Origin of the sequence: Paratractidigestivibacter faecalis, from assembly GCF_003416765.1 — a bacterium.
GTDB lineage: Bacteria > Actinomycetota > Coriobacteriia > Coriobacteriales > Atopobiaceae > Paratractidigestivibacter > Paratractidigestivibacter faecalis.
On record NZ_QSNG01000001.1, the window covers coordinates 403,961 to 429,733 of the forward strand.

Here is a 25,773-nt window from a genome sequence, read left to right on the forward strand (position 1 = left end):
CTCCCCAAAAGGTTTCCAACGCTTTGCTTTTGTTAAGCGAGGTTAAAAGACGCAGGCAGAACGGGAGCATCGCGGATACTACCTTGAGCCGGGGGATTCTCATACATGTGCTGTCCAACGGCCGCGCGAAAGGGACGCGCGTCAAATAGGGAGAAGAGAAAGGCAAGTCAAATGACTAACCTCACCCGCCGTAACTTCGTCAAGGGCGCCGCCGTTGCCGGCTCCGCCGCGACGATGCTTTCCATGGCCGCCTGCGGTGGCTCCGACTCCTCCACCACCGACGGTGGCGAGAAGAAGAAGGTCCTGCGCTTCGGCCAGTCCAACGCCAAGCTCGGCCTGGACATGCAGAAGTCCACCAACTCCGGCTCCTCCTCCGTCTCTGACTGCGTCTTCGAGGCTCCCCTTCGCTGGACCGAGGACAACGAGCTCGTCCCGTGCCTGCTGACCGAGATCCCGACCTTCGAGGACGACGGCGTCACCCTGCACTGCACCCTCAAGGAGGGCATCAAGTGCCACGACGGCTCCACGCTGACCGCCAACGACGTCAAGTACACGTTTGAGCGCATGTTCAAGCCTGAGACCGCTGCCAAGTCCACCTACATGTACGACCTCATCAAGGGCGCCAAGGACATGCTCGCCGGCACCGCCACCGAGCTCGAGGGCCTCACCGTCGAGGACGACACCCACTTCACCTTCGTCCTCGAGTCCCCGATGGTCACCTTCATCAACAACCTGGGCATCAGCTACGCCCAGATCTACCCGCAGAAGGCTTGCGAGGAGGCTGGCGACCAGTGGGGCTGGGGCACCAACTGCGTTGGCACCGGCAAGTACAAGGTCGTCGAGAACGATGACGCCACCGAGGTCAAGTTCGAGAAGTTCGCTGAGTACCACGACGGCGAGCCTGCCCTCGATGAGATCGACATCATCTACTACGACGACAACAACACCAAGCTGTTGGCCTTCAAGAACGGCGACATTGACTGGTGCGACGTCTCCGCCGACATGCTGACCCAGTACTCCAACGACCCCGACGTCAAGGACTGCATAACCCTGTACAACACCCTGGGCGTCCACTTTGTGAACCTCAACCTCCAGAGCGACAAGCTCAAGGACGTCAAGGTCCGCGAGGCCCTCTCCCTGGCCATCGACCGTCAGGCCCTCATCGACAACACCCTGTCCGGCGCCGGCGTGCCCGCTGGCTGCTGGCTGGCTCCTGCCACCCCGGGCCACGACGACTCCGCCACCCTCGACTACGACCCCGAGAAGGCCAAGCAGCTCCTGGCCGAGGCCGGCGTCTCCAACCTCACCCTTGACTGCAAGATCCGCAAGGGCCAGTACGAGAAGTACATGACCGTCATCCAGTCCTACTGGGCCGAGATTGGCGTCACCCTCAACCTCACCGTCGAGGACACCGGCGTCTGGCAGTCCGACTGGGCCGACGGCAATCTCGAGGTCACTGCCCTCGGCTGGTTCCCGCTCTACGCCGACGGCGACAACCACTTGTACACGTACTTCTACAGCGCCAACGCCAAGGGCAAGTCCTCCTTCTACAACAACCCCGAGGTTGACAAGCTCCTGGCTGACGCCCGCGTCTCCCAGGACAAGGACGAGCGCGCTTCCCTCTACAAGGAGGCCGACCACATCATCTGCCACGAGGACTTTGCCACCATCCCGCTGTTCTGGCCCAAGAACTCCTTCGCGGCCAAGAGCTACGTCAAGAACGCCAAGGTCGGCAACCTCATTTACCATATGTTCGACCTTGACATCGACACCTCTGATCCGGACTACAAGACCGCTTAAGGGGTAGCCTAGAAAGCGTTATCCGGGACGTCCCGACGCCGGTTATGGCCGTCGGGACGTTCCCGAGTTTGAGGGGCGTGGCGCAACGGGGAGTGCGCGTACCGCGCCACGTAAGAAAGGAGTAGGTGGATGAGAGACTATCTCATCAAGAGGATCTTGTTGGCCATCGGCGTCATCTTCGCCATCTCGGCCATCACGTTCTTCGTGCTCAACATCGTGCCGGGTGACCCCGTGCGCGTCATGGTGGGCGACATGGCCGACGAGGCCACCATTCAGCGCATCCGCGAGCAGATGGGCCTGAACAAGCCCGTGCTCGAGCAGTTTGCCAACTGGCTTGGCAACATGCTCCACGGCGACTTCGGAACGTCCTACACGCAGCGCAAGGCCGTCGTCGACCTCATGGGCAACGCCTTTGGCACCACGGTCAAGCTCGCCGGCTTCGCCTACATCTTCGCCCTCATCCTGGGCCTCACCGTGGGCGTCGTCGCCGCCGTCAACCACGGCCGCGTCGCCGACCGCGTGCTGATGTCCCTCTCCATCTTCGGCATCTCCGCGCCCGCCTTCTGGATGGCCGTCATCCTGCAGATCGTCTTTGCGCTGACCCTCAAGTGGTTCCCGCTCTCCGGCATCAAGACCTGGCAGGCCTTCGTGCTTCCCACGTGCGCCTTGGGCATCCGCTACGCGGCGTCCATCGCCCGCGTCACCCGCACCTCCATGCTCGAGGTCCTCTCGCAGGACTTCATGCGCACCGCCGAGGCCAAGGGCGTCAAGAAGTGGGTCATCATCCTGAAGCACGGCCTGCGCAACGCCCTCATCCCCATCATCACCATCGCGGGCACGCAGCTGGGTGACATCTTCACGGGCTCCATTCTCATCGAGTCCATCTTTGCCATGCCGGGCATGGGCAAGCTCCTGCTTGACGCCATCAACGCCCGCGACCTGCCCCTCATTCAGGGCGGCGTCATGTACATCGCACTCATCTGCGTCGTGGTCTACCTCGTCGTCGACATCCTCTACGCCGTCGTTGACCCGCGCATCCGACTCGGAGAGGAGGCCGCGGAGTAATGGGACTGCTTTCTAGCGACAAGAACGACTCCAAGGTCCAAAAGACGGAGCGCGTCGCGGCCGACGCTGCCGCCGCCATCGCCGACGAGAAGGCCAAGACCGGCAAGAAGCGCGCCCAGAGCTACTGGGCCGTCTCCTGGAACATCTTCAAGAAGAACAAGCTCGGCATGTTCTGCCTCATCGTGGTCGCCCTGCTGTGCCTGGTGGCCATCTTCGCGCCCGTCCTGGCGCCCTATGACCCGGACGCCCAAGAGATCACCAACATGTTCCAGAACCCCGGCGGCGCCCACATCTTCGGCACCGACGAGTTTGGCCGAGACATCCTCTCCCGCGTCATCTACGGCTGCCGCATCAGCCTGTCCGTCGGCGTGATCTCCCAGGCCATCGCCCTTCTCATCGGATTTGCCGCGGGCGTTTTGGCCGGCTACTTTGGCGGCAAGATCGACGCCGTCATCTCCTTTGTGATCCAGGTGTTCTCCAGCTTCCCGTTCCTGCTCTTCGCCATCGTCGTGATGTTTGCCATGGGGCCGGGCCTCATCAACCTCTACGTGGCGCTGGGCCTTCTGGGCTGGACCTCCACGGCGCGTCTGGTGCGTGGCGACGTCATGCGCCTCAAGGGCTCCGAGTACATCCAGAGCTGCATCCTGTCTGGCGGCAAGCCCATGCGCATCATCCTGAAGCACCTGCTGCCCAACTGCGTCTCCACGCTCATCGTCGTGTCCACGCTGGGCATCCCCAACGCCATCCTGTCCGAGGCGTCCCTGTCCTTCCTGGGCCTGGGCGTCCAGCCGCCGATGTCCTCCTGGGGCCAGATGATCTCTGCCGCCCAGCCCTACATCCAGACCTGCACGTACTACAGCATCATCCCCGGCGTTGCCATCATCATCACGGTCATGGCCTTCAACCTCCTGGGTGACGCGCTTCGTGACGCGCTCGATCCCAAGATGCGTTCCTAGGGGAGGGGAGAAGAACCAATGTCTGAGACCAACGTTTCCCTGAACGCCGAGCTCCGAGACGAGCTGGCAGACGAGATCGAGGCCAAGATCGCCGAGTCCAAGAAGGCCGACGTGCTTCTGGACGTGGATGACCTCTGCGTGACGCTGTTCACCGAGGACGGCGAGCTTCCCGCCATCCGTCACCTCAACCTCGTCATGCGCAAGGGCGAGACCCTGGCCGTCGTCGGCGAGTCTGGCTGCGGCAAGTCCATGACGGCCCTTTCCATCATGGGCCTTCTGCCCCAGCCCCCCGCAAGGATCGTGGGCGGCTCCATCAACCTGGAGGGCACGGACCTCGCCAAGCTCTCCCGCGACGAGATGCGCTCCTTCCGTGGCTCCAAGATCGGCATGATCTTCCAGGAGCCCATGACCTCCCTCAACCCGGTCATGAAGGCGGGCCTGCAGATCCGCGAGGGCATCCTCGTCCACAACCCCAAGATGGACAAGAAGGAGGCCGACGCCCGCGCTCTTGAGATGATCAAGCTCGTAGGCATTCCCGCCCCCGAGAAGGTCTTCAAGAGCTATCCGCACGAGCTCTCCGGCGGCATGCGCCAGCGCGTCATGATTGCCATGGCCCTTGCCTGCCAGCCGAGCCTGCTCATCTGCGACGAGCCCACCACGGCTCTGGACGTCACCATCCAGGCGCAGATCCTGCAGCTCATCGACCGCATGCGCGAGGAGCTTGGCACCGCCGTCATGCTCATCACCCACGACATGGGCGTCGTGTCCGAGATGGCCGACTGGGTCGCCGTCATGTACGCCGGCCACCTGGTGGAGTACACCACCGCCGGCGAGCTCTTCACCAACCCCAAGCACCCCTACTCCATCGGCCTCATCAACTCCATTCCCTCGATGGACGACGCCGTGGAGAAGCTCTACGCCATCCCCGGCAACGTGCCCATGCTGAACGAGCTGCCCACCGGCTGCCCGTTCCACCCCAGGTGCCCGTACGCCAAGGACGTGTGCCGTACCAAGTGCCCGCACGTCTCGCCGCTCAATGGTGACGAGAACCACACCGTGGCCTGCTGGATGTTTGACTCTGAGGAATGGGGGGAGTAGCGATGGGCAAGAACGCCGACATGAACGACGTCGTCCTCAAGGTCGAGCACCTCACCAAGCACTACCCGATCAAGAAGGGCGTCTTCTCCAAGTCCGACGCCTGCGTGCATGCGCTCGAGGACGCCTCCTTTGAGGTCCACCGCGGAGAGACCTTCGCCATCGTGGGCGAGTCTGGCTGCGGCAAGTCCACCACCGGCAAGTGCATCCTGCGCCTGACCGAGCCCACCTCCGGCGAGGTCATCCTCGACGGCGAAGACTTCACCAAGCTCAAGGGCGAGGACCTCACGCGCGCCCGCCAGAAGATGAAGCTCATCTTCCAGGACCCGTACAGCTCCCTCAACCCGCGCATGACTGTGGCCGACATCATTGCCGAGCCCATCGACATTGCTGGCACCTACAAGACCCGCGCAGAGCGCGATGCCCGCGTCGAGGAGATCATGCAGGCCGTGGGTCTGGACCTGGCCTTCAAGTACCGCTACCCGCACGAGTTCTCCGGCGGCCAGCGCCAGCGCATCGGCATCGCCCGAGCCATCGTGCTTGAGCCTGAGATCGTCGTCTGCGACGAGCCCGTCTCGGCCCTGGACGTCTCCGTGCAGGCAAAGGTCATCAACCTGCTTGAGGAGCTGCAGGACAAGCTTGGGCTGTCCTACATCTTCATCAGCCACGATCTCTCCGTGGTCAAGCACATCTCCGACACGGTCATGGTCATGTACCTTGGCCACACCATGGAGCTGGCGAACAAGCAGGAGATCTTCGACGAGCCTCTGCATCCCTACACCAAGGCGCTTCTCGACGTCATTCCGCGCATTCGCCACGAGCGCATCCAGGACAAGAAGATCCTGCAGGGCGACGTGCCCAGCCCCACCAACCCGCCCGCGGGCTGCGTCTTCCACACGCGCTGCCAGCACTGCATGAAGGTCTGCTGCGAGTGCGCGCCCGAGATGCGCGAGGTCAAGCCTGGTCACAAGTGCGCCTGCCACCTGTTTGACGAGGGGCTGACGGAGGAGGAGAAGACTCCGGTCTCCATCTAGTCCTACCTGTTCGGGAGCCCCTGGTTATCTCCGTGCTCGGACAGTCCTGCTCGCACGGACGCCACATTTAGTGGCGTCCGGCTCGTGCGGAACTGCGCCGGAGATAATCAGGGGCTCCCTGCGTAAGGGATGCTTGATTGGGCTCCTGGTTTCTTCGGCATTAAGCACGGTCAATTGGCGGCTTGCTGACCGAGAAAATCGCGTATCACGGGTGCTGGTGCTAAATGCCTCTTTTGAAAAGAGAAGGAGAAGTTCATGTCTGACGTGCTTGATAGGTTTATTAGGTATTGTGCGGTTCCGTCGCAGTCTAATCCGCTGACGGCGGAGAAGGTGCCCTCCACGCCGGAGCAGTTCGACATTGCCAACGTCATTGCGCTGGACCTGCGCGAGCTGGGCGCAGAGGACGTCGCCGTCGACGAGCACGCCTACGTGACGGCGCACTGGCCGGCCTCCGAGGGCTGCGAGGACCTGCCGTGCCTGGGCTTCTGCTGCCACATCGACACCGCCTGGCAGAGCGTGGGCAGCCCTGTGCACCCCGAGGTCAAGCACTACGAGGGCGGAGAGCTCCGCATTGGCACTGACCGTGATGGCCGCCCCGTCGTGGTCTCTCCCGAGACCAACCCGCAGCTGGCCAACATGGTCGGTTGGGACATCGTGACCACGGACGGCACCTCCCTGCTGGGCGGGGACGACAAGGCCGGCGACGCCATGGTCGTGAGCCTGCTTGCCCGCCTGAAGGCCGACCCCAGCCTGCCCCACCCGCGCCTGGCGGTCTCCTTCGTGCCTGACGAGGAGATCGGCCACGGCGCCGCCCTGCTTGACCTCAAGGAGTTTGGCGCGGACTTTGGCTACACCATCGACGGCGGCCCCCTGGGCGAGTTCTGCTACGAGACCTTCAACGCCGCCGAGGTCAACGTGCGCGCCCGCGGCCTCTCCTGCCACACCGGCACCGCCAAGGGCATGATGGTCAACGCCTCCGAGCTCATCATGCGCTTCCACCAGATGCTTCCCGCCGAGCAGCGCCCCGAGTTCACCGAGGGCTATGACGGCTTCTTCTACCTGGAGCGCATGAGCGGCGACTGCGAGTCCGCCAGCGCCGACTACATCATCCGCGACCACGACCAGGCCAAGGTCGAGCAGCGCAAGCGCGTGATGTGCCACGCCGCCAAGCTCCTGAACGTCCAGATGGGCGAGGAGTACGTGACCATCGACATCCACGACCAGTACCACAACCTTGCCGACGTGGTGACCCGTCCCGAGTACGCCCACCTCATCGAGAACGCCCGCGCGGCCTACACCTCCATTGGCCAGGAGATGACCTGCGTCCCCATGCGCGGCGGCACCGACGGCAGCCAGCTCAGCTTCCGCGGCTTCCCCTGCGCCAACCTCTCCGCCTGCTACTACAACGCCCACGGCGTCCGCGAGTTCGTGCCCGTGCCCGAGCTCGAGGCCATGGTCGACATGCTTGTCGACCTGGTCGGCCGCTACGCGGTGCCGCAGAAGTAGGGGAGCGTCCGGGCCCCGCGCGCTTCTCGCCTGATGGGGCGCGCCGGCTGGTGCCATAATGACCGTAGCTTCAAAACCGTTGACCCTCTAAGGAGACTTCCAATGGACCTTCAGCTTGAGAAGATCGACCCCAAGTACCTCACCAGCGTGCTTCGTGAGTGCGTCGAGGTCGATAGCCCCGTTGGCTACTACCCTGAGATCCACGCCTGGCTCTCTGACACCCTGGCCGAGCTTGGCTACGAGATGTACACCGACAACAAGGCCACGGCCTACGTGCGCGTTGCTGGCCAGAGCTCCGAGAAGTGCGTCTGCGTGGGTGCCCACCTGGATACCATCGGCCTCATCGTCCGTGGCTTCAACGAGGACGGCACCCTGCGCGTCCGTCAGCTCGGTGGCATCAACTACGCAAGCATCGAGGGCGAGACCTGCTCCATCCTGTGCCGTGACGGCTCCGCTATTGCCGGCCAGGTCATCTGCAACCACCACTCCGTGCACGTCTGGGCCGAGACCAAGACCGACCCGCGCGACGAGGACCACATGTCCGTCTCCGTCATCGGCGACGTCAAGAGCCCGGCTGACGCGCGCGCCCTGGGCATCACCGAGGGCGCCATCATTGGCATCGACCCCCACTACGAGGAGTTTGACAACGGCTACGTGGTGAGCCGCCACATCGACGACAAGGCCGCCGTTGCCGTCCTCATCGACGTCCTGCGCTGGCTCAAGGAGGAGGGCCTGAAGCCCGCCTACGACACGCTGTTTGCCTTCCCCATCTACGAGGAGATCGGCAACGGCGGCTCCTGGGTGCCGCGCGAGTGCAGCGAGTACGTGGCCATCGACATCACCCTCGTCGGCCCGGACTACGACTCCGACGAGCACCAGGTGGGCGTCATTGCCTCCGACGCCAAGGGTCCCTATGACTGGAACCTCACCAACACGCTCATCGACTGCGCCGAGGAGGCCTGCGACCCCGAGAAGTGGAACACCCAGGTCTGCTTCCACTACAGCACCGACGCCAACGCCGCCTACCTGCATGCCAACAACATCGCCGCTGGCGCCTTTGGCATGGCCTGCACCAACACCCACGGCCGCGAGCGCTTCCACGTGGACGCCATGGTGGAGACCGAGAAGCTCACCCGCGCCTACGTCATGGGCGTCGGCCGCGAGTAGGGAAGACCTGTCCCTTTAACCTGCATAATGTCACCGTCCCCGACGGCGGGGCGAGGGGAAGACGACGGGCCGCCTTTAGGGGCGGCCCGTTTTGGGTAGAAGAAGAGCTGTTGAACTTCGACCGAGAGGCAAGAGATGGCAAACCAGGACTGGCAGCGCAAGGTGGCGGAGTGGCTGAGGGGCAGGCAGGGGCCCGACGACATCGTGATCTTCTGCACCAACCTGGCATTTGTCCTGGTGGTGATCAACCTCTTTGCCCGCACGGGCTGGCTGGGCTGGGTCGCGCTGGCGCTCATCGCGTACGCGGTTTTTCGCATCCAGTCAAAGAACCTGGGCGCCCGCGCGCGGGAGAACGCGGCCTTCCTGAAGGCGCTTGGCCCCGCGCGCCCCTGGGTCCAGAACCCCAAGGCCGCGTTTGCAGAGGCCAAGGCCTACAAGCACGTCAAGTGCGCAAGCTGCGGTCAGCGCGTCCGCGTCCCGCGCGGCAAGGGCAAGCTCCGCGTGACCTGCCCCAAGTGCCGCACCAAGTTCGAGGTCAGGTCCTAGGGCCCTGCAAGGGCGCTACGCGTCCAGGGCGTCGGAGTCCTCGCCTGTGGCGTAGGAGTCAAAGAAGACGGTCTTCTGGACGCCCTGGCGCATGCGGTGCAGGCGAGAAGGACGGCTGCGCTCGCTGGGATAGCCCAGCGGCATGACGGCCACGATCTTGTACGTCTGCGGGACGCCAAACTGGCGGCGCAGCTCCGAGGGGTCGATGAGGCCCACCCAGCAGCTGTGGACGCCCAGCTCCTCGGCGGCAAGCGACATGTGGTCTCCCACGATTGCGATGTCTACCATGCCAAAGTCCGCCACGTCGGGGTGGCGGGCGGCCACGGTCATGTCATAGGCCAGGACCAGCACGACGGGGGCTCCAAAGCGGCAGCGCGTGCACTCGTCCATCTTGGCCAGGGCCTCGTCCCCGCGCACCACCAGGATGCGCTGCGGCTGCTTGTTCTCGGCCGTGGGGGCCAGCGCTCCCGCGGCAAGGATGGCCTGGAGCTTCTTGTCCTCAACGGGTGCGGGCGAGAAGCGCCTCTCGGAGTAGCGGTTTGCCATGAGGTCGGTGACGGACATGGGGCTCCCTTCATAGTTTTGCCTGCAAGCAAATCTTACCTGTCTTGCCTATCTATCCTCGGCAGGCGGCTGGTTCTTCTCGCCAGACGGAGCTATTCAATGTTACTAGCGTGTTAGGTGTTGGTTATTGTGGGCGGCTCGTGAAGGTTGCGAGTTCACTATGTGACTTGTCCACAGGAGGTGCTTCGGCACCACGGCTTATGGAGTCTTCAACAACATGACCGCCCAGCTATCCATTATCAGCGTTGTAATTATCTGATACGGGTTGGCACATACAGCCAGCCCGGAAGATACGGGCGGCTGATAAGCGCGAATGCAGCGGGGCCGCTTGGGAGCAAAACCCAAACGGCCCCGCTTTTTTGTTGAAGGCACCTGAGGAGGAAAGAAAGTCAATGAACGGAATCGTACTGATGCTCGTCGCGGCGGTTGTTCTCGCCTGCGGCTACCTGCTCTACGGCAGGTGGCTGTCAAACAAGTGGGGCGTTGACGCCAAGACTCTCACCCCCGCCCGCCGCATGGAGGATGGCAAGAGCTTCTCGCCCGCCTCCGCCTTCACCGTGTTCTCCCACCAGTTCAGCTCCATCTGCGGCGCCGGCCCCGTCACGGGCACCATCGTCGCCATGGCCTTTGGCTGGCTGCCCGTCGTCCTCTGGGTCCTCATCGGCGGCATCTTCTTCGGCGCCGTCCACGACTTCGGCGCCCTCTACGCTTCCATGAAGAACAACGGCAAGTCCCTTGCCCAGCTAATCGAGAAGTACATCGGCAAGACCGGCCGTCGCCTCTTCCTGATCTTCTCCTGGCTGTTCTGCATCATCGTCATCGCCGCCTTCACCTCCATGGTCTGCGGCACCTTCAAGTACACCCCGGCCGAGGCGGGCGGCATTGACTTTGCCAAGTCCTACGCCGCTGGCTGCGCCGGCACCATCTCCATCCTCTTCACCTTTGTGGCCATTGCCTTCGGCTGGGCCCAGCGCAAGTTCAACCTTGATGGCGCCAAGGAGTTCGTCGTTGCCGTCGTGGCCATCGTGCTGATGTTTGCCGTCGGCATGCAGTTCCCGCTCTACCTTGACCTCAACCAGTGGATTGCCGTCGTCATGGTTTACCTGGTCTTTGCCGGCGCCATGCCGATCCAGACCCTCAAGCAGCCGCGTGACTACCTCACCACCATCATGATGGTCGTCATGATCGTCTGCGCCGTGCTGGGCATCGTCGTCCTGGGCGTTAACGGCCAGGCCACCATCACGGCCCCCATGTTCACCGGCTTCTCCACCAAGTCCGGCATGATGTTCCCGGTGCTCTTTGTCTCCGTCGCCTGCGGCGCCCTCTCCGGCTTCCACAGCCTGGTCTCCTCCAGCACCTCCTCCAAGCAGGTCTCCAACGAGACCGACGCCGTCAAGGTCGGCTATGGTGCCATGGTCCTGGAGTCCTTCGTGGGCGTCCTCGCCATCATCATCGCTGGCATCATGTTCTCTGACATGAACACCGCCGGCACCGGCGCCCTCAACAACGGTGTCGCTTCCACCCCGTTCCAGATCTTCGCCGCCGGCATCGCCCGCGGCATGCAGGCCTTCGGCGTCAACGGCACCGTCGCCACCGTGTTCATGACCATGAACGTGTCTGCCCTTGCTCTGACCTCCCTTGACGCCGTGGCCCGCATCGCCCGCACGTCCTTCTCCGAGTTCTTCGCCAAGTCCAACGACGCCCTGGCTATCGAGGACAAGTCCGGCGCCATGAAGGTCCTGGGCAACCCCTGGTTTGCCACCCTCGTGACCCTTCTCCCGGGCCTGGCCCTCACCTTCGGCGGCTACCTGGCCATCTGGCCGCTCTTCGGCGCCTCCAATCAGCTCCTCGGCGGCATGACCATGATCACCCTTGCCGTCTTCTGCAAGTGCACCGGCCGCAAGGGCGCCATGCTCTACGTGCCCGTCGCCTTCCTGCTCTGCTGCACCTTCACCTCCCTGGTCCAGAGCATCATGGGCTGTGTCACCGCCCTGTCTGCCGGCACCGCCGCCTCCGTCTTCAACTCCGTGCTGCAGCTCGTCTTTGCCATCCTGCTCGTGGTCCTCGGCCTCATCGTTGCCGTGAACTGCCTGCGCGAGCTGTTCACCAAGGAGTCCGGCTCCCTGCCCGACGAGGAGCCCGAGTGGTCCGAGCTCGGCCGCAAGAACTGCGGCGTCGAGGCCCCCGAGACCAAGTAGCTCCCGGCCAGGCGCTTCTCGCCTGATCGCTTAGCCCGACAGCATGAAACGCCCCGCACCAAGCGACTCGGTGCGGGGCGTTTTTTCGTATGCGGGCTGGGCTCTACACGATGACGGGAATCCTGTCGGCGGGCGAGGCGCCTGCGTCGGCGACCTCGCGCGGATTCCTCTTGAGGAGGGCACGGGCCTTCTTCTCTTCTGGGAAGACCAGTGCCAGATGCAGGTGGAAGCGGCTGTTGTGCGAGGGCTCGATGAAGTGCGTGAGCTCGTGCGCCACGACGTACTCGAGGCAGGTGGGCGGGTAGGCGGCCAGGCGGATGTTGATGCTTATGTGGCCGGTTGACGGCGTGCAGGATCCCCACCTCGAGGTGAGGTCACGCAGGCGCCAGGCGGTCGCATGCTGGCCCGTCGCTTCCTCGTAGGTCTTGATGAGGGCTGGGAGGGCCTGCGCGACTTCCCTGTGATACAGCTCGTCGACTGCAAGGTCGCAGGGAAGCTCGACGAGCCTTCCCCAGAGGGGAACGAGCCCGTCGTCGGGAGCCTCGGGCTGCTTCTCGAGCGCCTGGGCAATGCTCCTCTTCAGCCAGTAGCGGTGCTTGTCGAGGAATGCCTGCGCCTTCTGCCGGTTGGTCTGCCAGGGGATGCTCATGACGGCGGTTCCGTCTGACCTGACGCGTAGGTTGAAGTTCTTGACCGCCTTGCGCGTGACGTGGACGGTTATCGTGCCGGTCGTCAGGTCGTAGGATGGGTCCCACTTAACGGGACGCTCGCGCAGAAGGTACTTTGGTGTGAGTCGACCGTTGCCTCGTTGCATCAAACTCGCCTTCGTGTGAGTGGGGTTTGAGGCCCCAAGGGTAACGGCACGCCATTTTATGCAATATCCCATTTTGGTATCTGGGAAAACGTCCCGTTTTATTCATTAGAATTATGATAACTGATGGTTGCCACCAAAATGGACTCGCACGAAGGCCACTTTGGTGCACTCGACTTAAAAATCCTCGCACGAAGGGGACTTCTGCGCAAAGGTCGGCCCGGAACGCTCGCAAATGGCGGAACAAATGCTATCTGCGATGTAGCATTTCTGTCTTCCATGCGGCGTGCGACAGGTTGCGGCAGTCCGCGGATACACTCGTGACGTCAACCGAGCGAAGGGAATCAAAATGACCGAACACTCAATCCAGCACGGGCCCATCGCTGCCAGCGCCACCGAGGCAGACGGCGCCCAGGGCCTTCGTGACCAGCTCATGGCAGAGCTCTGCGGGCTTGGGGCCACCATGACCGCGGCCATGGTGGCCCAACCGGGCTTCGTGCCCTGCGAGCACGCCTTTGGCATGGTCATCGAGGGCCTTGAGGCTGCCGTCTCCTCCTCCGACGAGTCCTGCCTCTCCGAGGTTGCCGAGGACGTCCGTGCCCGCAGCGAGCACGTGAGCGCCCATCGCGGGGTTCCCATGGGCACGGCCCAGATGCCCGCCCCCGCCACGCCCGAGGCCGCGCTGCTCCTGGCTGCCCTGCGTGGCATCGCTGCCGATGCCGCCTGCGCCATGAGGCTCGGTCGCATGGACCAGGACGTTGACGTCTTCCTGGTCAATGCCCTCACGGCCCTGGGGGCTGGCGATGCAAGCCATGCCCTTCTTGAGCGTGCGGGCCAGGCCGCCCTTGCCGCCTCCCGTCTTGCACGCCAGGCATAGACGATAGCTGGACAGCCCAAACCTGAACGGCACGTGTTGAATTGTCTCGCTTGGGTTGCCCATTGGGTTGCCGGGGCCTCTTCTGGGTAGTCTTATCTAGTCAACCCCAGCTAGAGAGGCTCCGGATGCTTGAGCTCAAGGACATCTGCAAGAAGTACGTCACCTCGTCGTTTACCCAAATCGCCCTCGACCACGTGAGCCTGGCCTTCAGGGACAACGAGTTCGTTGCCATCCTGGGCCCGTCCGGCTCGGGCAAGACCACGACGCTGAACATCATCGGCGGCCTTGACCACTTTGACTCTGGCGACCTGGTCATCGACGGCATCTCGACCAAGCGCTACAAGGACCGCGACTGGGACACCTACCGCAACAACCGCATTGGCTTCGTGTTCCAGAGCTACAACCTCATCCCGCACCAGACCATCCTGGAGAACGTCGAGCTGGCCCTCACGCTCTCGGGCGTCGGCCGCGCCGAGCGCAAGCGTCGCGCCAAGGAGGCCCTGGAGCGCGTCGGCCTGGGCCAGCACGTGGACAAGCGCCCGAGCCAGCTTTCCGGCGGCCAGATGCAGCGCGTGGCCATTGCCCGCGCCCTCATCAACGACCCTGAGATTCTCCTTGCCGACGAGCCCACCGGCGCCCTCGACTCGACCACTTCCGTGCAGGTCATGGACCTGCTCAAGGAGGTTGCCAAGGACCGTCTGGTCATCATGGTCACTCACAACCCCGAGCTTGCCGAGCGCTACGCCACGCGCATCGTGCGCCTCGCGGACGGCCGCATAACCAATGACTCCAACCCCTTCGACCCCGCGACCGCGCCGCACAGGGAGGCCAAGCCGCCTCGCCGCACGTCCATGTCCTTCCTCACTGCGCTGGGCCTCTCCTTCAGGAACCTCATGACCAAGAAGGGCCGCACGGCCATGACGGCCTTCGCGGGCTCCATCGGCATCATCGGCATCGCCGCCATCCTGGCCCTCTCCAACGGCGTGAACGAGTACATCGCCAAGGTGGAGGAGGACACGCTCTCCAGCTATCCGCTCTCCATCACCAAGCAGAGCTACGACATGAGCGGCATGCTGGGCGGGACCTCCTCCTCGGAGGACGGCGCTGCGGACGGCTCCGGCGACTCCTCTGACTCCAAGTCCGCCGCGGGCGACGTCTCCCAGACCGACGCCATCCCGCAGTTCACCTTGCTCAAGGACATGTTCGCCTCCGTGAAGTCCAACGACCTCAAGAGCCTCAAGTCCTACCTCGACTCTGGCGACGCGGGCATCGGCGACAAGATCAACGCCATCCAGTATGACTACGGCGTGACGCCCCTCGTCTACTCGGCCGACGCCACGGGCGACCCGGTCAAGCTCAGCCCCAGCGCCCTCACCACGGCCATGAGCGGCGGAGCCAGCCAGACGGCAATGGCCGGCACCATGGCCGGCACCTCGTCCATCTTCAACGAGATGATCGACAACCAGGACCTTCTCGCCCAGCAGTACGACGTGGTGGCGGGCCGTTGGGCCTCCGCTCCCGACGAGGCCGTCCTGGTGCTCAACCGCAACGGCGGCGTGAGCGACTACACGCTCTACAGCATCGGCGTGCTCGACCCCAGCGAGCTCGACAGCATGGTCAATGCAACCATGACCGCCTCCGGCGACGTGGATGTGCCCCAGAACGACGTGACCTTCACCTACGAGGACGCCCTCAACAAGTCATTCAAGGTCCTGAGCCCCTGCGAGACCTATCGGGCCAACGCCGAGACGGGCGGCTGGACCGACATGTCCGACGACGCCGAGTTCATGGCGCAGAAGGTGGCCGACGGCCTTGACCTCAAGATCGTAGGCGTGGTGCGCCCCAACGAGACCGCAGACTCCAACGCGCTCAGCGCGGGCGTGGCCTACACCCACGGCCTCACCGAGGAGCTCATGGCCCGCGCGGCTTCCTCTCCCATCGTCCAGCAGCAGCTCGCGGACCCCAACACTGACGTATTCACCGGCAAGTCCTTCGACGAGCTCCAGGACGAGGCCAAGAAGGGCGTGGACCTGGGCAGTCTCTTCTCCGTTGACCAGGCCAAGCTCCAGAGCGCCTTCACGTTTGACACCTCCAAGCTCGGAAACGTCGACTTCTCCAACATCGACCTGTCCGGCGTGAGCATTGACCCCACGCTCATCTCATCCTCGCTTGACGTGGACGCACTGGTCTCCGGAGCGCCCGCCCCGGACTTCTCGCCCCTCTTTGACGACGACGGCAACCTGGACGGCGCGCTCAGCGCCGATGAGATCGGCCAGATCGTGCGACTGGGCGGCCAGCTCACCCAGGGCTTTGTGACCTGGTGGGGCCAGAACGGAACCACCACCGACCCGAGCGACCCCAACTTCAACGCCATTGTCGGCGAGAAGTTCAAGGAGTACCTGGCCACAGACGAGGCGCAGCAGATCTTAGGCCAGATCTCGGCCATCGCCGGCCCGGAGCTTGCCCAGCGCGTGCAGCAGATTGTCACCGACTACGTGCAGAACCAGCTGGCCCCCTACCTGCAGGACTTCTTCTCCAAGTTTGCCGAGCAGGTGAGCGCCTCCGTCTCCGCGCAGCTCCAGGCGTCCATGACGCAGGTCATGGCCCAGGTTGCCGACCAGGTGGGCACGAGCCTGGCCAACCTGCAGAGTGCCTTTTCGGTTGACGCGAGCGCCTTCAAGAGCGCCATCAGCTTCAACATGGGCGCCGAGGACCTGACCTCGCTCATGTCCAACTACGCCAACGCGAGCAGGCTCACCTACGACAACAACCTCACGACCCTGGGCTACGCGGACGCGGACGACCCCATCTCCATCTCCATCTACCCCAAGGACTTCACGGCCAAGGAGGACGTGCTTGCCTCCATTGACGCCTACAACGAGCAGGCCCGTGCCGCCGGCGAGGACGACCGCGTGATTGGCTACACGGACTACATGGGCATCATCATGGGCTCCGTCACGGACATCGTGAACATGATCAGCCTGGTGCTCATTGCCTTCGTGAGCATCTCGCTGGTGGTGAGCTCCATCATGATCGGCATCATCACCTACATCAGTGTCCTGGAGCGCAAGAAGGAGATCGGCATCCTGCGCGCCATCGGCGCGTCCAAGGGCAACGTCAAGAGCGTCTTCAACGCCGAGACCTTCATCGAGGGCCTGATCTCGGGTGTCTTTGCCATCCTGGTCGTGGTGGTCGTGAGCTTCCCGGTGAATGCCTACGTGCTTAAGACCCACCAGGTGCCCAACATCATGAGCCTGCCGTGGACAAGCGCCCTCGTGCTCGTCGGCATCTCCGTGCTGCTCACGCTCATCGCCGGCCTCATTCCCGCCAGCTCTGCCAGCAGAAGGGACCCGGTCGAGGCCCTGAGGTCGGAGTAACACGGACCTGCGGGGTTGGCGGCCCGGCATTTGTCTCTGGCTCAGTCCTCGCCGCGCGTAGGGCGCGCGGCTGCGGAAGTCGCCAGCGACAAATGCCGGGCCGCCGCCGGTTCGCGATGACTCCTTCATCCCCTGACGTTGTTGTGAGGGTGACGGTGGGCGCATCGAGTGCGGGGATTGGGAGGTCCATGGGCCCGCATTCGTGGTGCATGCTCAAAAGGACGCTGTCATTTATCTGCAAATATATAAATCTAAACGTATCGAGTGCGGGCCAGACTCGCACACTCGATGACTTTCACCAGCGTCAATTAGGCACTTAGTCCAGTTCAGACCGTGGTCGACCCGGCAGCGTTACCGTAGGGGCCCCTCGCGCCCTTCTCGCCAGCGACTTCCGCAGGCGCGTCCTTTGCGCCGAGGACTGAGCAGGCGAGAAGGGCGCGAGGGCCCCTACGGTAACGCAACCTCCGTAGACTACTGCCTGATGGACGGCTTCATTCCGGCGGCGAGGAGGCTGGCGATCTCGGTCTCGCTCGCAAAGGAGAAGTCGCCGGAGACGGTGGCCTTGAACGCGGACGTCATGGTTGCGAAGTCGATGACAAACTGCGGCTCCCACCTGCTCGAGAAGCCGTGGATGAGCGCCGCCGCAAACACGCTGCCGCAGCTGGAGATGTCGGCAAGCGAGACATGCTGGGGGAGTGACAGGTACGTGTCCTCGCGCGTGATCATGCCGCCGCGAATGCGGGCCACGTCGTAGCGGTCGATCTGCCGCACGACGAAGCAGACCTTGGAGAGCGGGTAGTCCATCATGAGGCCGCGGGCCCAGCCCAGGCAGAAGTCAAAGACCTCGCGCTCGCCGACCTTGGCCTTCTCGATGGTGATGATGTCGTCCTCGGAGGCAACCAGCACGTCCACGTAGCGCAGCAGCTTGTGGACCTTCTTCAGGGCATCGTCGCAGGTCCACATGGTCTCGCGGTAGTTGAGGTCCATGACCACCTTGATGCCGCGGCCCTTGCAGGCCTTGAGGCCGCCAAGCGAGGCGCGGTACACCTCGTCCGAGATGGCGGGCACCACGCCCGAGAAGAAGAAGACCTCGACGCCGTTGAGCATGCGGTCCCAGTCAAAGTCCTCGCGGATGGCGTTTGCCATGGCCGTGTCGGAGCGGTCGTAGGTGACCACGGTGGGCCTGATGGAGCGGCCTCGCTCGGTGTAGTAGAGGCCCATGCGGTGGTTGGAGCGCGTGATGCGCGAGGTGTCCACGCCGTAGCGGGCCAGGTTCATGATGGCGTTGGTGCCCAGGCGGTTGCTGGAGAGCTTCGAGGCAAACGAGACCTGCTCGCCAAACTGCGCCAGCGTGACGGCAACCACGCTCTCGGCTCCGCTGTAGGAGATCTCCATGGTGCGGGCCTCGTCAAGGCGCTCGTGGGCGACGGTGGCAAAGCGGATGAGGGGCTCCCCAAAGCAGAGGATGTTCATGTCTAGACTCCGAGAACTACGACGAGGACGGTCATTATCGCGATGCCCGCCACGACAGAGATGGCGTTTGCCATGCCCGCGAGGCCGACGTCACCTCCAGCCCACAGCGTGTAGAGCGGACCGGTGGATCCGATAGGCGCCCAGGCAAGAACGCAGATGACCTTGCAGACCTCGGGGTCAAACGGAAGCACCTTGAGCGCAATAATAGACAGAATAATTGCAAAAATAACGCGCCAGGACAGAAGTCGAACCAATTCCTTAACTTTCTTGCCCGTGAGGCTGAAGCGGATCATGAGTCCGACCATAAACATGGCAAGAAACGCGTTGGCGTTGGCGATGTGGTCGATGAGGGTGATGACCTCGGCGGGAATCTTGAGCCCAAGAAGGCCCATGGCAATGAGGACTATGTAGGAGTCAAACGCCATGGACGAGAAGAGCGTCTTGCAGAACGTCTTGAGCTTCTGCCCGCGTGACTGGTCGTCGTTGCCCAGGACGAGCGTCTGGGTGAGGGCGTAGGTGCCGCCGGTGCCCATGAGAGAGTTGCCCGCGTCAAAGAGGCAGGTGGCCACAACGCAGCCGGCGGGGAAGAACGCCTGGACGAAGGCGAGGGCAAAGCAGCCGATGTTGAAGCCGCAGACGGAGAGCTGCTGGACTATGCGCTCCTGCTGGGGCTTGTTGCGATAGACGAAGAGCGAGAGGAAGTAGGGGATGACCGTGGCCGCAAAGCCCAGGCCCACAAGGCCCAGCAGGCTGACGTTAAAGTCGTAGGACTCGAATGCCCTGATGATGGCGCAGGGAAGCGTCAGGTTGAAGACGATCTTGGATATGAGGCGGTCAGCGCCCTTTCCGAGCTTGCCCGAGCGGGCTGTGACGACGCCAAGAAGAATTACCAGGACAAACGAGAAGACCTTGCAGAGAACCTGAGCCATGAACTGAGTGCCTCGATCGGGGTTGTGGATTGATACGGGCCGGCGCGCATCGCTGGCCTAGTACTTGGGCTTGCGGATGCGGGTGATCTTCTCGGGAGCAAAGCGGCGCACGGCGGCAAGGCCGTCCTGGGCCGTGTACTTGTCGTTTGCCTTCTTGAACTGGATGCGGATGGGGGCAAAGCCCATGTCCTTGTTTGCCTGGGCCAGGCGGGCCTGGCGGCGGTTGCGGGTGGAGGCCCAGGAGTCATATTCGGTGGGGACGGCGCAGAGGTAGGTGTCGTCCTTCAGGCGGAGCAGGAACACTTCGGAGATCTGCTCCCAGGGGGTGAAGCCAGAGCCCATGGAGTCGGTGTTGTCGGTGATGCCGCTCTCGTCGATGACGATGGCGTTGCGACGGCGGACGATCTTGATGATGTTGGAGCAGATGATGAACAGCGACACGGGGATCATCACCCAGCCCATGCCCACCTTCATGATCATGGGGTTCTCCGCAAAGGGGAGGGGCTGGGTGAGCACCAGAATGGCGCCGGCCAGAAGGCAGACGCCCATGAAGAGATAAGAGCCCAGCAGAACGACGTTTGCGGTGATGGAGAGCCTCTCAGTGGCGGTGTTTTCCTTGGACATTCCCCGTCCCCTTTCCCTGCCTGTAATAAGTACGCGCGTGCGTGCGCCAATTCCTAAGGTCAAATCATATCCAAACCATGACGTAGGCCCTGTCCTACACCGCCAAATTATGAAGAAAATATGTGCAACTGGGGTAAAGGTGGCTAAATAGTAAGCCAGATAGAACATAAACCCGAACAAACAGAAGAACAAGACGTGTTGAAAACGTGAAGTAGCGGCAAAACAGCGGTTTTACCCAACAAATGCCTGTGAAGGAAATATGAGTCACGCCATGCAAGACCCCCACATGAGGAGAAGCCCAACGGGCCGGGGGAGAAGAAGGCAACACAAGGAAACGAAGCGTTTGGAGAGGAGGACACGTAATGGCTAAGAAGTTCATTGTCGGTGTTACCGCATGCCAGATTGGCATTGCCCACACGTTCATGGCTGCCGAGTCCCTGACCAAGGCCATCGAGGCCCGTGGTTGCGAGGCCAAGATCGAGACCCAGGGTGCTACCGGTGCCGAGAACGTCATCACCGATGAGGACCTCGCTCGTGCCGACGCCGCCATCATTGCGGCTGACGTCAAGATCAAGCAGGGGGAGCGCTTTGAGCCCATCCCCACCCTGAGCTGCAAGACGAACGAGGTTATGACGCTTGAGACCGCTCTGTCGGTCGTTGATGAGGTACTGGAGGCGATTGGTTAATGGCTGAGATTCAGCGCAAGAACGCCAAGAAGAAGAGCGCCGGCCGTCAGGCATGGGACGCCGTTCTTACTGGCATTTCCTACATGATTCCGTTTATCGTCGGCGGTGGCGTGCTCTGGGGCATCGCCAAGGCCATGGGCGGCTACAACATCGCCGCTGACATGAAGGCCCTGGTTGCCGACGGCGGCAGCTACAAGGACTACACGCTCGCCATGGTGATCTACTCCATCGGCTCCGCCATCTTCGACGTCTGCGTGCCGGTCATCGGCGCCTACACCGCCTATGCCCTCTCCGACAAGCCCGGCCTGGCTCCTGGCTTCGCCGTCGGTGTTATCTCCAACACCATCAAGGCTGGCTTCCTCGGCGCCGTCGTCGGCGGCATCATCGCCGGCTACATCGTGAACTTCCTCAAGGACTGCTCCAAGAAGGTTCCCTCCTCCGTCCAGTCCGTGTTCCCGATCCTGATCATCCCGGTCGTCGGCACCGCTGTGACCTCCCTGCTCATGTGGTACGTCATCGGCGTGCCCATCGGCTGGTTCATGACTGCCATCACCTCCCTGCTGACCAACCTGCAGGGTGTCGGTGGCGCTGTCTTCGGCGCTGCCATCGGCATCGGCATGTCCACCGACCAGGGTGGCCCGATCTCCAAGGCCGTCGCCCTCGTTGCCAACGGCCTCAACGCCGACGGCATCCTCGGGCCCGCTGCCTGCAAGATGTGCGGCGGAATGCAGAACCCGCTCGGCGTCTGCTTCGCCCAGATCATCGACCGCTTCACCGGCAAGAAGAAGTTCACCGAGAAGGAGCGCTCCACCACTGTCTCCGGCCTCGTGCTTGCCTGCTGCTACATCCAGGAGTACGTCATCCCGTTCCTGGTGCAGGACACCTGGCGCTGCATCATCCCCTGCATGATTGGTGGTGCCATCTCCGGTGGCCTCTGCGGCTACTTCGCTCTTGAGTCCGCGGCTGTCCACGGTGGCGTCTTCGTCATCCCGATGATGAGCAACCCGCTCCAGTTCGTTCTGTTCTGGTTCGCCGGCGCTGCCGTCAACGGCATCCTGTACTTCCTGCTCCGCAAGCCCGTCGCGGCTGAGGGCGACATGGCTGGCAACGGCGTTCTCGACCAGCTCCTCGGCTAAGTCCGAACCTGTACTGCCTGGGCGGGGAGACCTCACGGTGCGTCTCCCCGCCCTTCTGATTGACCCGCACCGCAAAACGCTCGAGCGAGGCATGGCACGTACTTCTCGCCTGCAGGGCTTTACTGACAGGCGACGCACCACAAGCAAGACCCGCACCACCGGCACCACCCAATTTTGAAATCAACCGCTTCTGCTGGCCCCAAGCTCTTTTGCCGGGGAGTCAGGCAACCAAGGAAGGACTCACTCATGTACGTCTCCATGAAGGAAATGCTCCAGCACGCAAGCGTCAACAACTACGCCGTTCCCGCCCCAAACTGCCCCAGCTACGCCCTGGTCAAGGCTGCCTGCATGGCCGCCGCCGAGAAGAAGTCCGCCGTCATCCTGGACGTCTCTCCTCGCCAGATGCGCATGAACGCCACCCCCGAGGTCTGGGCCCCCATGGTTAAGGCCATCGCCGAGCCGCTCAACGTCCCCGTGGCCCTGAACCTCGACCACGGCGGCGAGTTCGAGGACATCTGCCGCTGCATCAAGGCCGGGTTCTCCTCCGTCATGTGCGACGCCTCCGCGCTGCCCTTTGAGGAGAACATCCGCCGCGTCCAGCAGGTCGTGACCTTCGCCCACGCCCACGGCGTCTCCGTCGAGGCCGAGCTCGGCCACGTCGGCCAGGCCGCTGAAGGCGACGGCCGCTCCGACGACATGTACACCAAGGTCGACATGGCCGTCGAGTTCGTCGAGCGCACCGGCTGCGACATGCTCGCCGTCGCCATCGGTACCGCCCACGGCAAGTACCCTGCCGACTACGTTCCCACCCTCGACTTCGATCGTCTGGCCGAGATTAAGAAGGCCCTCGGCGAGAAGTACCCGCTGGTCCTTCACGGTGGCTCCGGCGCTGGTGACGAGAACTTCAAGAAGGCTGTCGCTGGCGGCATCAACAAGGTGAACCTCTGGACCGACTACGGCCGCACCTACGTCAATGCCATGCGCGACTTCCTGGCCGAGAACGAGAGCCCGGACTACATCTTCGTCACCACCGACGCCGAGGAGAAGGCCGCCAAGTGGCTCGAGCGCTACATGGATCTCTTCGGTTCCTCCAACCGCTACCAGTTCTCCGATGACAAGATGGTGGAGACGGACTAGTCGGCATGGGCAGCTTCCTCTTTGCATGTGACTCGTTCAAGGGCACGCTCTCCTCGGCTCGCTCCTCGGAGCTTCTCGCCGAGGAGGCGCGTGCCTTCTTTCCCGAGGCCGACTTCAGGAGCCTCGAGGTGGCCGACGGCGGCGAGGGCACGGTGGACGCCATCGTGGCCTCGCTCGGCGGTCAGCGCGTGAGCCTTTTGGCGGCAGACCCCCTGGGCCGCCCGGTCGAGGCCACCTATGGCATGCTGCCGGGGGAGCGCGCCGTCATCGAGATGGCGGCCGCCTCTGGCCTGCCCATCCTCTCGCCTGGCGAGCGCGACCCTCGCAAGACCAGCACCTTCGGCACCGGCCAGATGATTCTGGACGCCCTGGACCGCGGCGCCCGCGACATCTCGCTTGCCATCGGCGGCTCCGCCACCAACGACTGCGGCATGGGCGCCATGCGCGCGTTGGGCGTCCGCTTCCTCGACGCCTCTGGCGCCGAGCTCATGGGCGCCGGCGCCGACCTGGGCCTGGTTGCCAAGGTCGACCTCTCCGGCATGGACCCGCGCGTGTCCCAGACCTCCTTCCACGTCATGTGCGACGTGGACAACCCGCTCGTGGGGCCCCGCGGCGCCACACGCACCTTCGGCCCCCAGAAGGGTGCCGATGCCGCAATGGTGGAGGAGCTCGAGGCCGGCATGGCGAGCCTCGCCGCCGTCCTCGAGGACGTCTTCGGCACCTCCGTGGCAGACGAGCCCGGCATGGGCGCCGCCGGCGGCCTGGGCGCCGCTGCCCGCCTCTTCCTCGATGCCGAGGTCGTGGGCGGCGTGGACTGGGTGCTTGACCTCGTCGGTTTTGACGAGGTGCTTTCCGGTTGCAGCCTGTGCGTCACGGGCGAGGGCCACGCCGACGGGCAGTCCGCCCACGGCAAGGTGGTCTCCGGCGTCGCGGCCCGCTGCCGCCGTGCCGGCGTCCCGTGTGTCGCCATCGTCGGCGGCATGAACGCCGACGCCTGCGAGCTTCTTGACTGCGGCGTGGACGCCCTCGTGCCCACCGTCATCGACGCGGCCTCCATCGAGGAGGTCCTTGCAAACGCCGAGCGTAACTTCAGGCTCGCTGCTCAGCGTGTCTTCTCGCTCGTTTCCCTTGGACGCAAGATGGGAGAGAACCAGTGATTTCCGGATCTCGATGCTGGAACCAGACAATCCAGCGCGGCATGGGAAGCGTCACGCTCTCCGGCCGCGAGGTCTATAGCTTCGAGGACATGAGGCCGAGCCTGTACCACCTTCTGGCAGACACCGCCGCCCGCACGCCCGACGCCATCGCCGTCGTCGACGACTGGGGCCGCAAGACGAGCTTCGCGGAGCTCCTGGCCCACGTCGACAACCTGGCGGGGCTCCTCGTGTCTGAGGCCAAGGTGGCCCCGGGCAGCCGCGTGGGTCTGCTCATGCACGCCGACCTCGAGTTCGTGGTCGCTCTCTTCGCCATCTCCAAGGCCGGCGCCACGTGCGTGCCGGTTCCCACCAAGTACCGCGAGCCCGAGGTGGTCTCGCTCATGCAGGCCGCCGACCTCACCGCCCTGGTGGCGGGGGAGGAGTTCGAGCGCTGGGTGCCGTCCCTGCCGCTGCGCCCATCCGAGATCGTCTTTGCCCGCGGGGTGGAGGACGGCTACGGCTTTGCCGAGGCCGAGGGCTTCTCGTCTCTGTGCGAGCCCGCCGGCGGCCTTGACGATGCCGCCATCATGATGTTCACAAGCGGCACCACGTCGCGTGCCAAGGGCGTCGTGCTCACCAACGGCAACGTCATCCACGCCGCCATGGTCTACCAGCGCCTCATGGGCACCACGCCGGCCGATTCCTGCCTCATCCCCATCCCGATCTACCACGTGACGGGCCTCATCGCGCTGCTCATCCAGTTTGTGTACGTGGGTGCCACCACCTACCTGCACCGCCTGTTTGACGCCCGCCGCGTCCTGGCCTGCGTGCGCGACCGCAAGATTACCTACCTGCACGGCTCTCCCACGTCCTTTGCGGAGCTCCTGCCCCTGCGCGGGGAGTTCCCCGAGCTGCCGAGCGTCCGCTGCATGCTCTCCGGCTCCAGCTACGAGCCCGTGGGCACCATGCGCCAGTTCCACCAGTGGATGCCCACCGCCACCTTCCAGGTGGTCTACGGCATGACCGAGACCGCCTCCCCGGCGCTTCTCTTCCCGCTGGACTCTCCCACGTCCGTCTTTGCGGGGGCCACGGGCAAGCCCGTCCCTGGCGTGGACGCCAGAATCGTGGACGAGCGCGGCCACGAGGTGCCCTGGGGCGAGACGGGCGAACTGCTGCTGCGCGGCGCCTGCGTGACCGCCGGCTACTTCCGCCACGACAACGGAGAGATTGAGCCTGACGGCTGGCTCCACACCGGCGACGTCGCCTACGCCAACGAGGAGGGCATGGTCTGGGTGGTCGACCGCCTGAAGGACATGATCAACCGCGGTGGCGAGAAGGTCTGGTGCTCTGCGCTGGAGGAGGTACTCTGCGAGGTCCCCGGCGTCAGCGAGAGCTGCGTCGCCGGCGTCCCCGACGAGCTCTACGGCGAGGTGCCCGTGGCTGCCATCGTTCGCGACCCTGGCTCCGACATCACCGGCCCGCAGATCTCCGAGGTCCTGGCGGGCCGCATCGCCCACTTCAAGATCCCCGTCCACTACGTCTTTGTGGACAAGATCCCCCAGACCAGGGGAGACAAGCCCAACCGCGCCGCCGTCCGTGACGCCGTACTGGCAACCCTCGACCATGAGAGCTAAGAGCTAGGAAGGAAATCCGAGA

The 25,773-nt window shown here is 63.7% G+C and carries 21 protein-coding genes; 16 read left to right on the forward strand and 5 right to left on the reverse strand.

All coding sequences use genetic code 11. From position 1 onward, the window contains the following. The first annotated feature begins 171 nt into the window (after window positions 1-171). The 8 genes from DXV50_RS01680 to DXV50_RS01715 all read left to right on the forward strand — a co-directional run bounded on the left by DXV50_RS01680 (window position 172) and on the right by DXV50_RS01715 (window position 9,169). Entirely contained in the window at window positions 172-1,800 is a 1,629-nt protein-coding gene (locus DXV50_RS01680; RefSeq protein WP_117204493.1) for an ABC transporter substrate-binding protein, read from the forward strand. A gap of 129 nt (window positions 1,801-1,929) precedes the next feature. After that, window positions 1,930-2,865, forward strand: coding sequence for an ABC transporter permease (locus tag DXV50_RS01685; protein WP_117204494.1), 936 nt, complete (start codon window positions 1,930-1,932; stop codon window positions 2,863-2,865). Beyond that, window positions 2,865-3,821 (forward strand): ABC transporter permease, encoded by a 957-nt coding sequence (locus DXV50_RS01690; RefSeq protein ID WP_117204495.1) that lies wholly within the window; start codon window positions 2,865-2,867, stop codon window positions 3,819-3,821. The genes DXV50_RS01685 and DXV50_RS01690 overlap by 1 nt, the downstream gene beginning before the upstream one ends. Window positions 3,822-3,839: 18 nt before the next feature. Next, entirely contained in the window at window positions 3,840-4,919 is a 1,080-nt protein-coding gene (locus DXV50_RS01695; protein WP_117204496.1) for an ABC transporter ATP-binding protein, read from the forward strand. 2 nt (window positions 4,920-4,921) lie between these two features. Then, window positions 4,922-5,950 carry an ABC transporter ATP-binding protein gene (locus DXV50_RS01700; protein ID WP_117204497.1) on the forward strand — a complete coding sequence of 343 codons (1,029 nt, stop codon included), beginning with the start codon at window positions 4,922-4,924 and terminating at the stop codon, window positions 5,948-5,950. Window positions 5,951-6,205: 255 nt separating this feature from the next. Next, entirely contained in the window at window positions 6,206-7,456 is a 1,251-nt protein-coding gene (gene pepT / locus DXV50_RS01705; RefSeq protein ID WP_117204498.1) for a peptidase T, read from the forward strand. A 102-nt stretch (window positions 7,457-7,558) separates the two neighbouring features. Then, window positions 7,559-8,623: a M20/M25/M40 family metallo-hydrolase gene (locus tag DXV50_RS01710; protein WP_117204499.1), complete on the forward strand. Its 1,065-nt coding sequence runs from the start codon at window positions 7,559-7,561 to the stop codon at window positions 8,621-8,623. Window positions 8,624-8,758: 135 nt separating this feature from the next. Further along, entirely contained in the window at window positions 8,759-9,169 is a 411-nt protein-coding gene (locus DXV50_RS01715) for a zinc ribbon domain-containing protein (protein WP_117204500.1), read from the forward strand. Between the two features lie 15 nt (window positions 9,170-9,184). Here the strand turns inward: DXV50_RS01715 and DXV50_RS01720 are convergent, their stop codons facing one another. After that, window positions 9,185-9,733, reverse strand: a complete 549-nt coding sequence (locus DXV50_RS01720) for a nitroreductase family protein (protein ID WP_117204501.1) — start codon at window positions 9,731-9,733, stop codon at window positions 9,185-9,187. Window positions 9,734-10,125: 392 nt separating this feature from the next. On the opposite strand from DXV50_RS01720, the gene DXV50_RS01725 reads away from it, so the two are divergent. Next, the gene (locus DXV50_RS01725) at window positions 10,126-11,931 is read left to right on the forward strand and encodes a carbon starvation CstA family protein (protein WP_117204502.1); all 1,806 of its coding nucleotides are present in this window, start codon (window positions 10,126-10,128) and stop codon (window positions 11,929-11,931) included. Between the two features lie 103 nt (window positions 11,932-12,034). Here the strand turns inward: DXV50_RS01725 and DXV50_RS01730 are convergent, their stop codons facing one another. After that, window positions 12,035-12,745 carry a M48 family metallopeptidase gene (locus DXV50_RS01730; RefSeq protein WP_117204503.1) on the reverse strand — a complete coding sequence of 237 codons (711 nt, stop codon included), beginning with the start codon at window positions 12,743-12,745 and terminating at the stop codon, window positions 12,035-12,037. A 346-nt stretch (window positions 12,746-13,091) separates the two neighbouring features. Here DXV50_RS01730 and DXV50_RS01735 point away from each other — a divergent pair, with 346 nt between their 5' ends. Further along, window positions 13,092-13,619, forward strand: coding sequence for a hypothetical protein (locus DXV50_RS01735; RefSeq protein WP_117204504.1), 528 nt, complete (start codon window positions 13,092-13,094; stop codon window positions 13,617-13,619). Between the two features lie 125 nt (window positions 13,620-13,744). After that, window positions 13,745-16,996: an ABC transporter ATP-binding protein/permease gene (locus tag DXV50_RS01740; protein ID WP_117204505.1), complete on the forward strand. Its 3,252-nt coding sequence runs from the start codon at window positions 13,745-13,747 to the stop codon at window positions 16,994-16,996. A gap of 471 nt (window positions 16,997-17,467) precedes the next feature. Here DXV50_RS01740 and DXV50_RS01745 read toward each other — a convergent pair whose 3' ends face one another. Genes DXV50_RS01745 through DXV50_RS01755 form a run of 3 tightly spaced genes read right to left on the reverse strand, consistent with a single transcriptional unit; the run spans window position 17,468 to window position 20,022 of the window. Beyond that, entirely contained in the window at window positions 17,468-18,469 is a 1,002-nt protein-coding gene (locus DXV50_RS01745; protein ID WP_117204506.1) for a sugar kinase, read from the reverse strand. A gap of 2 nt (window positions 18,470-18,471) precedes the next feature. Beyond that, window positions 18,472-19,398, reverse strand: coding sequence for an AEC family transporter (locus DXV50_RS01750; RefSeq protein WP_117204507.1), 927 nt, complete (start codon window positions 19,396-19,398; stop codon window positions 18,472-18,474). A gap of 57 nt (window positions 19,399-19,455) precedes the next feature. After that, window positions 19,456-20,022: an STM3941 family protein gene (locus DXV50_RS01755; protein WP_117204508.1), complete on the reverse strand. Its 567-nt coding sequence runs from the start codon at window positions 20,020-20,022 to the stop codon at window positions 19,456-19,458. 362 nt (window positions 20,023-20,384) lie between these two features. Here DXV50_RS01755 and DXV50_RS01760 point away from each other — a divergent pair, with 362 nt between their 5' ends. The 5 genes from DXV50_RS01760 (at window position 20,385) to DXV50_RS01780 (ending at window position 25,751) form a co-directional block, all read left to right on the forward strand. Beyond that, complete coding sequence (locus DXV50_RS01760) at window positions 20,385-20,708, forward strand: PTS fructose transporter subunit IIB (protein ID WP_117204509.1); 324 nt, start codon at window positions 20,385-20,387, stop codon at window positions 20,706-20,708. After that, complete coding sequence (locus tag DXV50_RS01765) at window positions 20,708-21,844, forward strand: PTS fructose transporter subunit IIC (protein WP_117204510.1); 1,137 nt, start codon at window positions 20,708-20,710, stop codon at window positions 21,842-21,844. The genes DXV50_RS01760 and DXV50_RS01765 overlap by 1 nt, the downstream gene beginning before the upstream one ends. Window positions 21,845-22,090: 246 nt before the next feature. Beyond that, on the forward strand, window positions 22,091-22,981 hold the full coding sequence (locus DXV50_RS01770; protein WP_117204511.1) for a class II fructose-bisphosphate aldolase: 891 nt from the start codon (window positions 22,091-22,093) through the stop codon (window positions 22,979-22,981). 5 nt (window positions 22,982-22,986) lie between these two features. Next, complete coding sequence (locus DXV50_RS01775; RefSeq protein ID WP_117204512.1) at window positions 22,987-24,138, forward strand: glycerate kinase family protein; 1,152 nt, start codon at window positions 22,987-22,989, stop codon at window positions 24,136-24,138. Further along, window positions 24,135-25,751, forward strand: coding sequence for a class I adenylate-forming enzyme family protein (locus tag DXV50_RS01780; RefSeq protein WP_117204513.1), 1,617 nt, complete (start codon window positions 24,135-24,137; stop codon window positions 25,749-25,751). The genes DXV50_RS01775 and DXV50_RS01780 overlap by 4 nt, the downstream gene beginning before the upstream one ends. Window positions 25,752-25,773 lie beyond the last annotated feature (22 nt).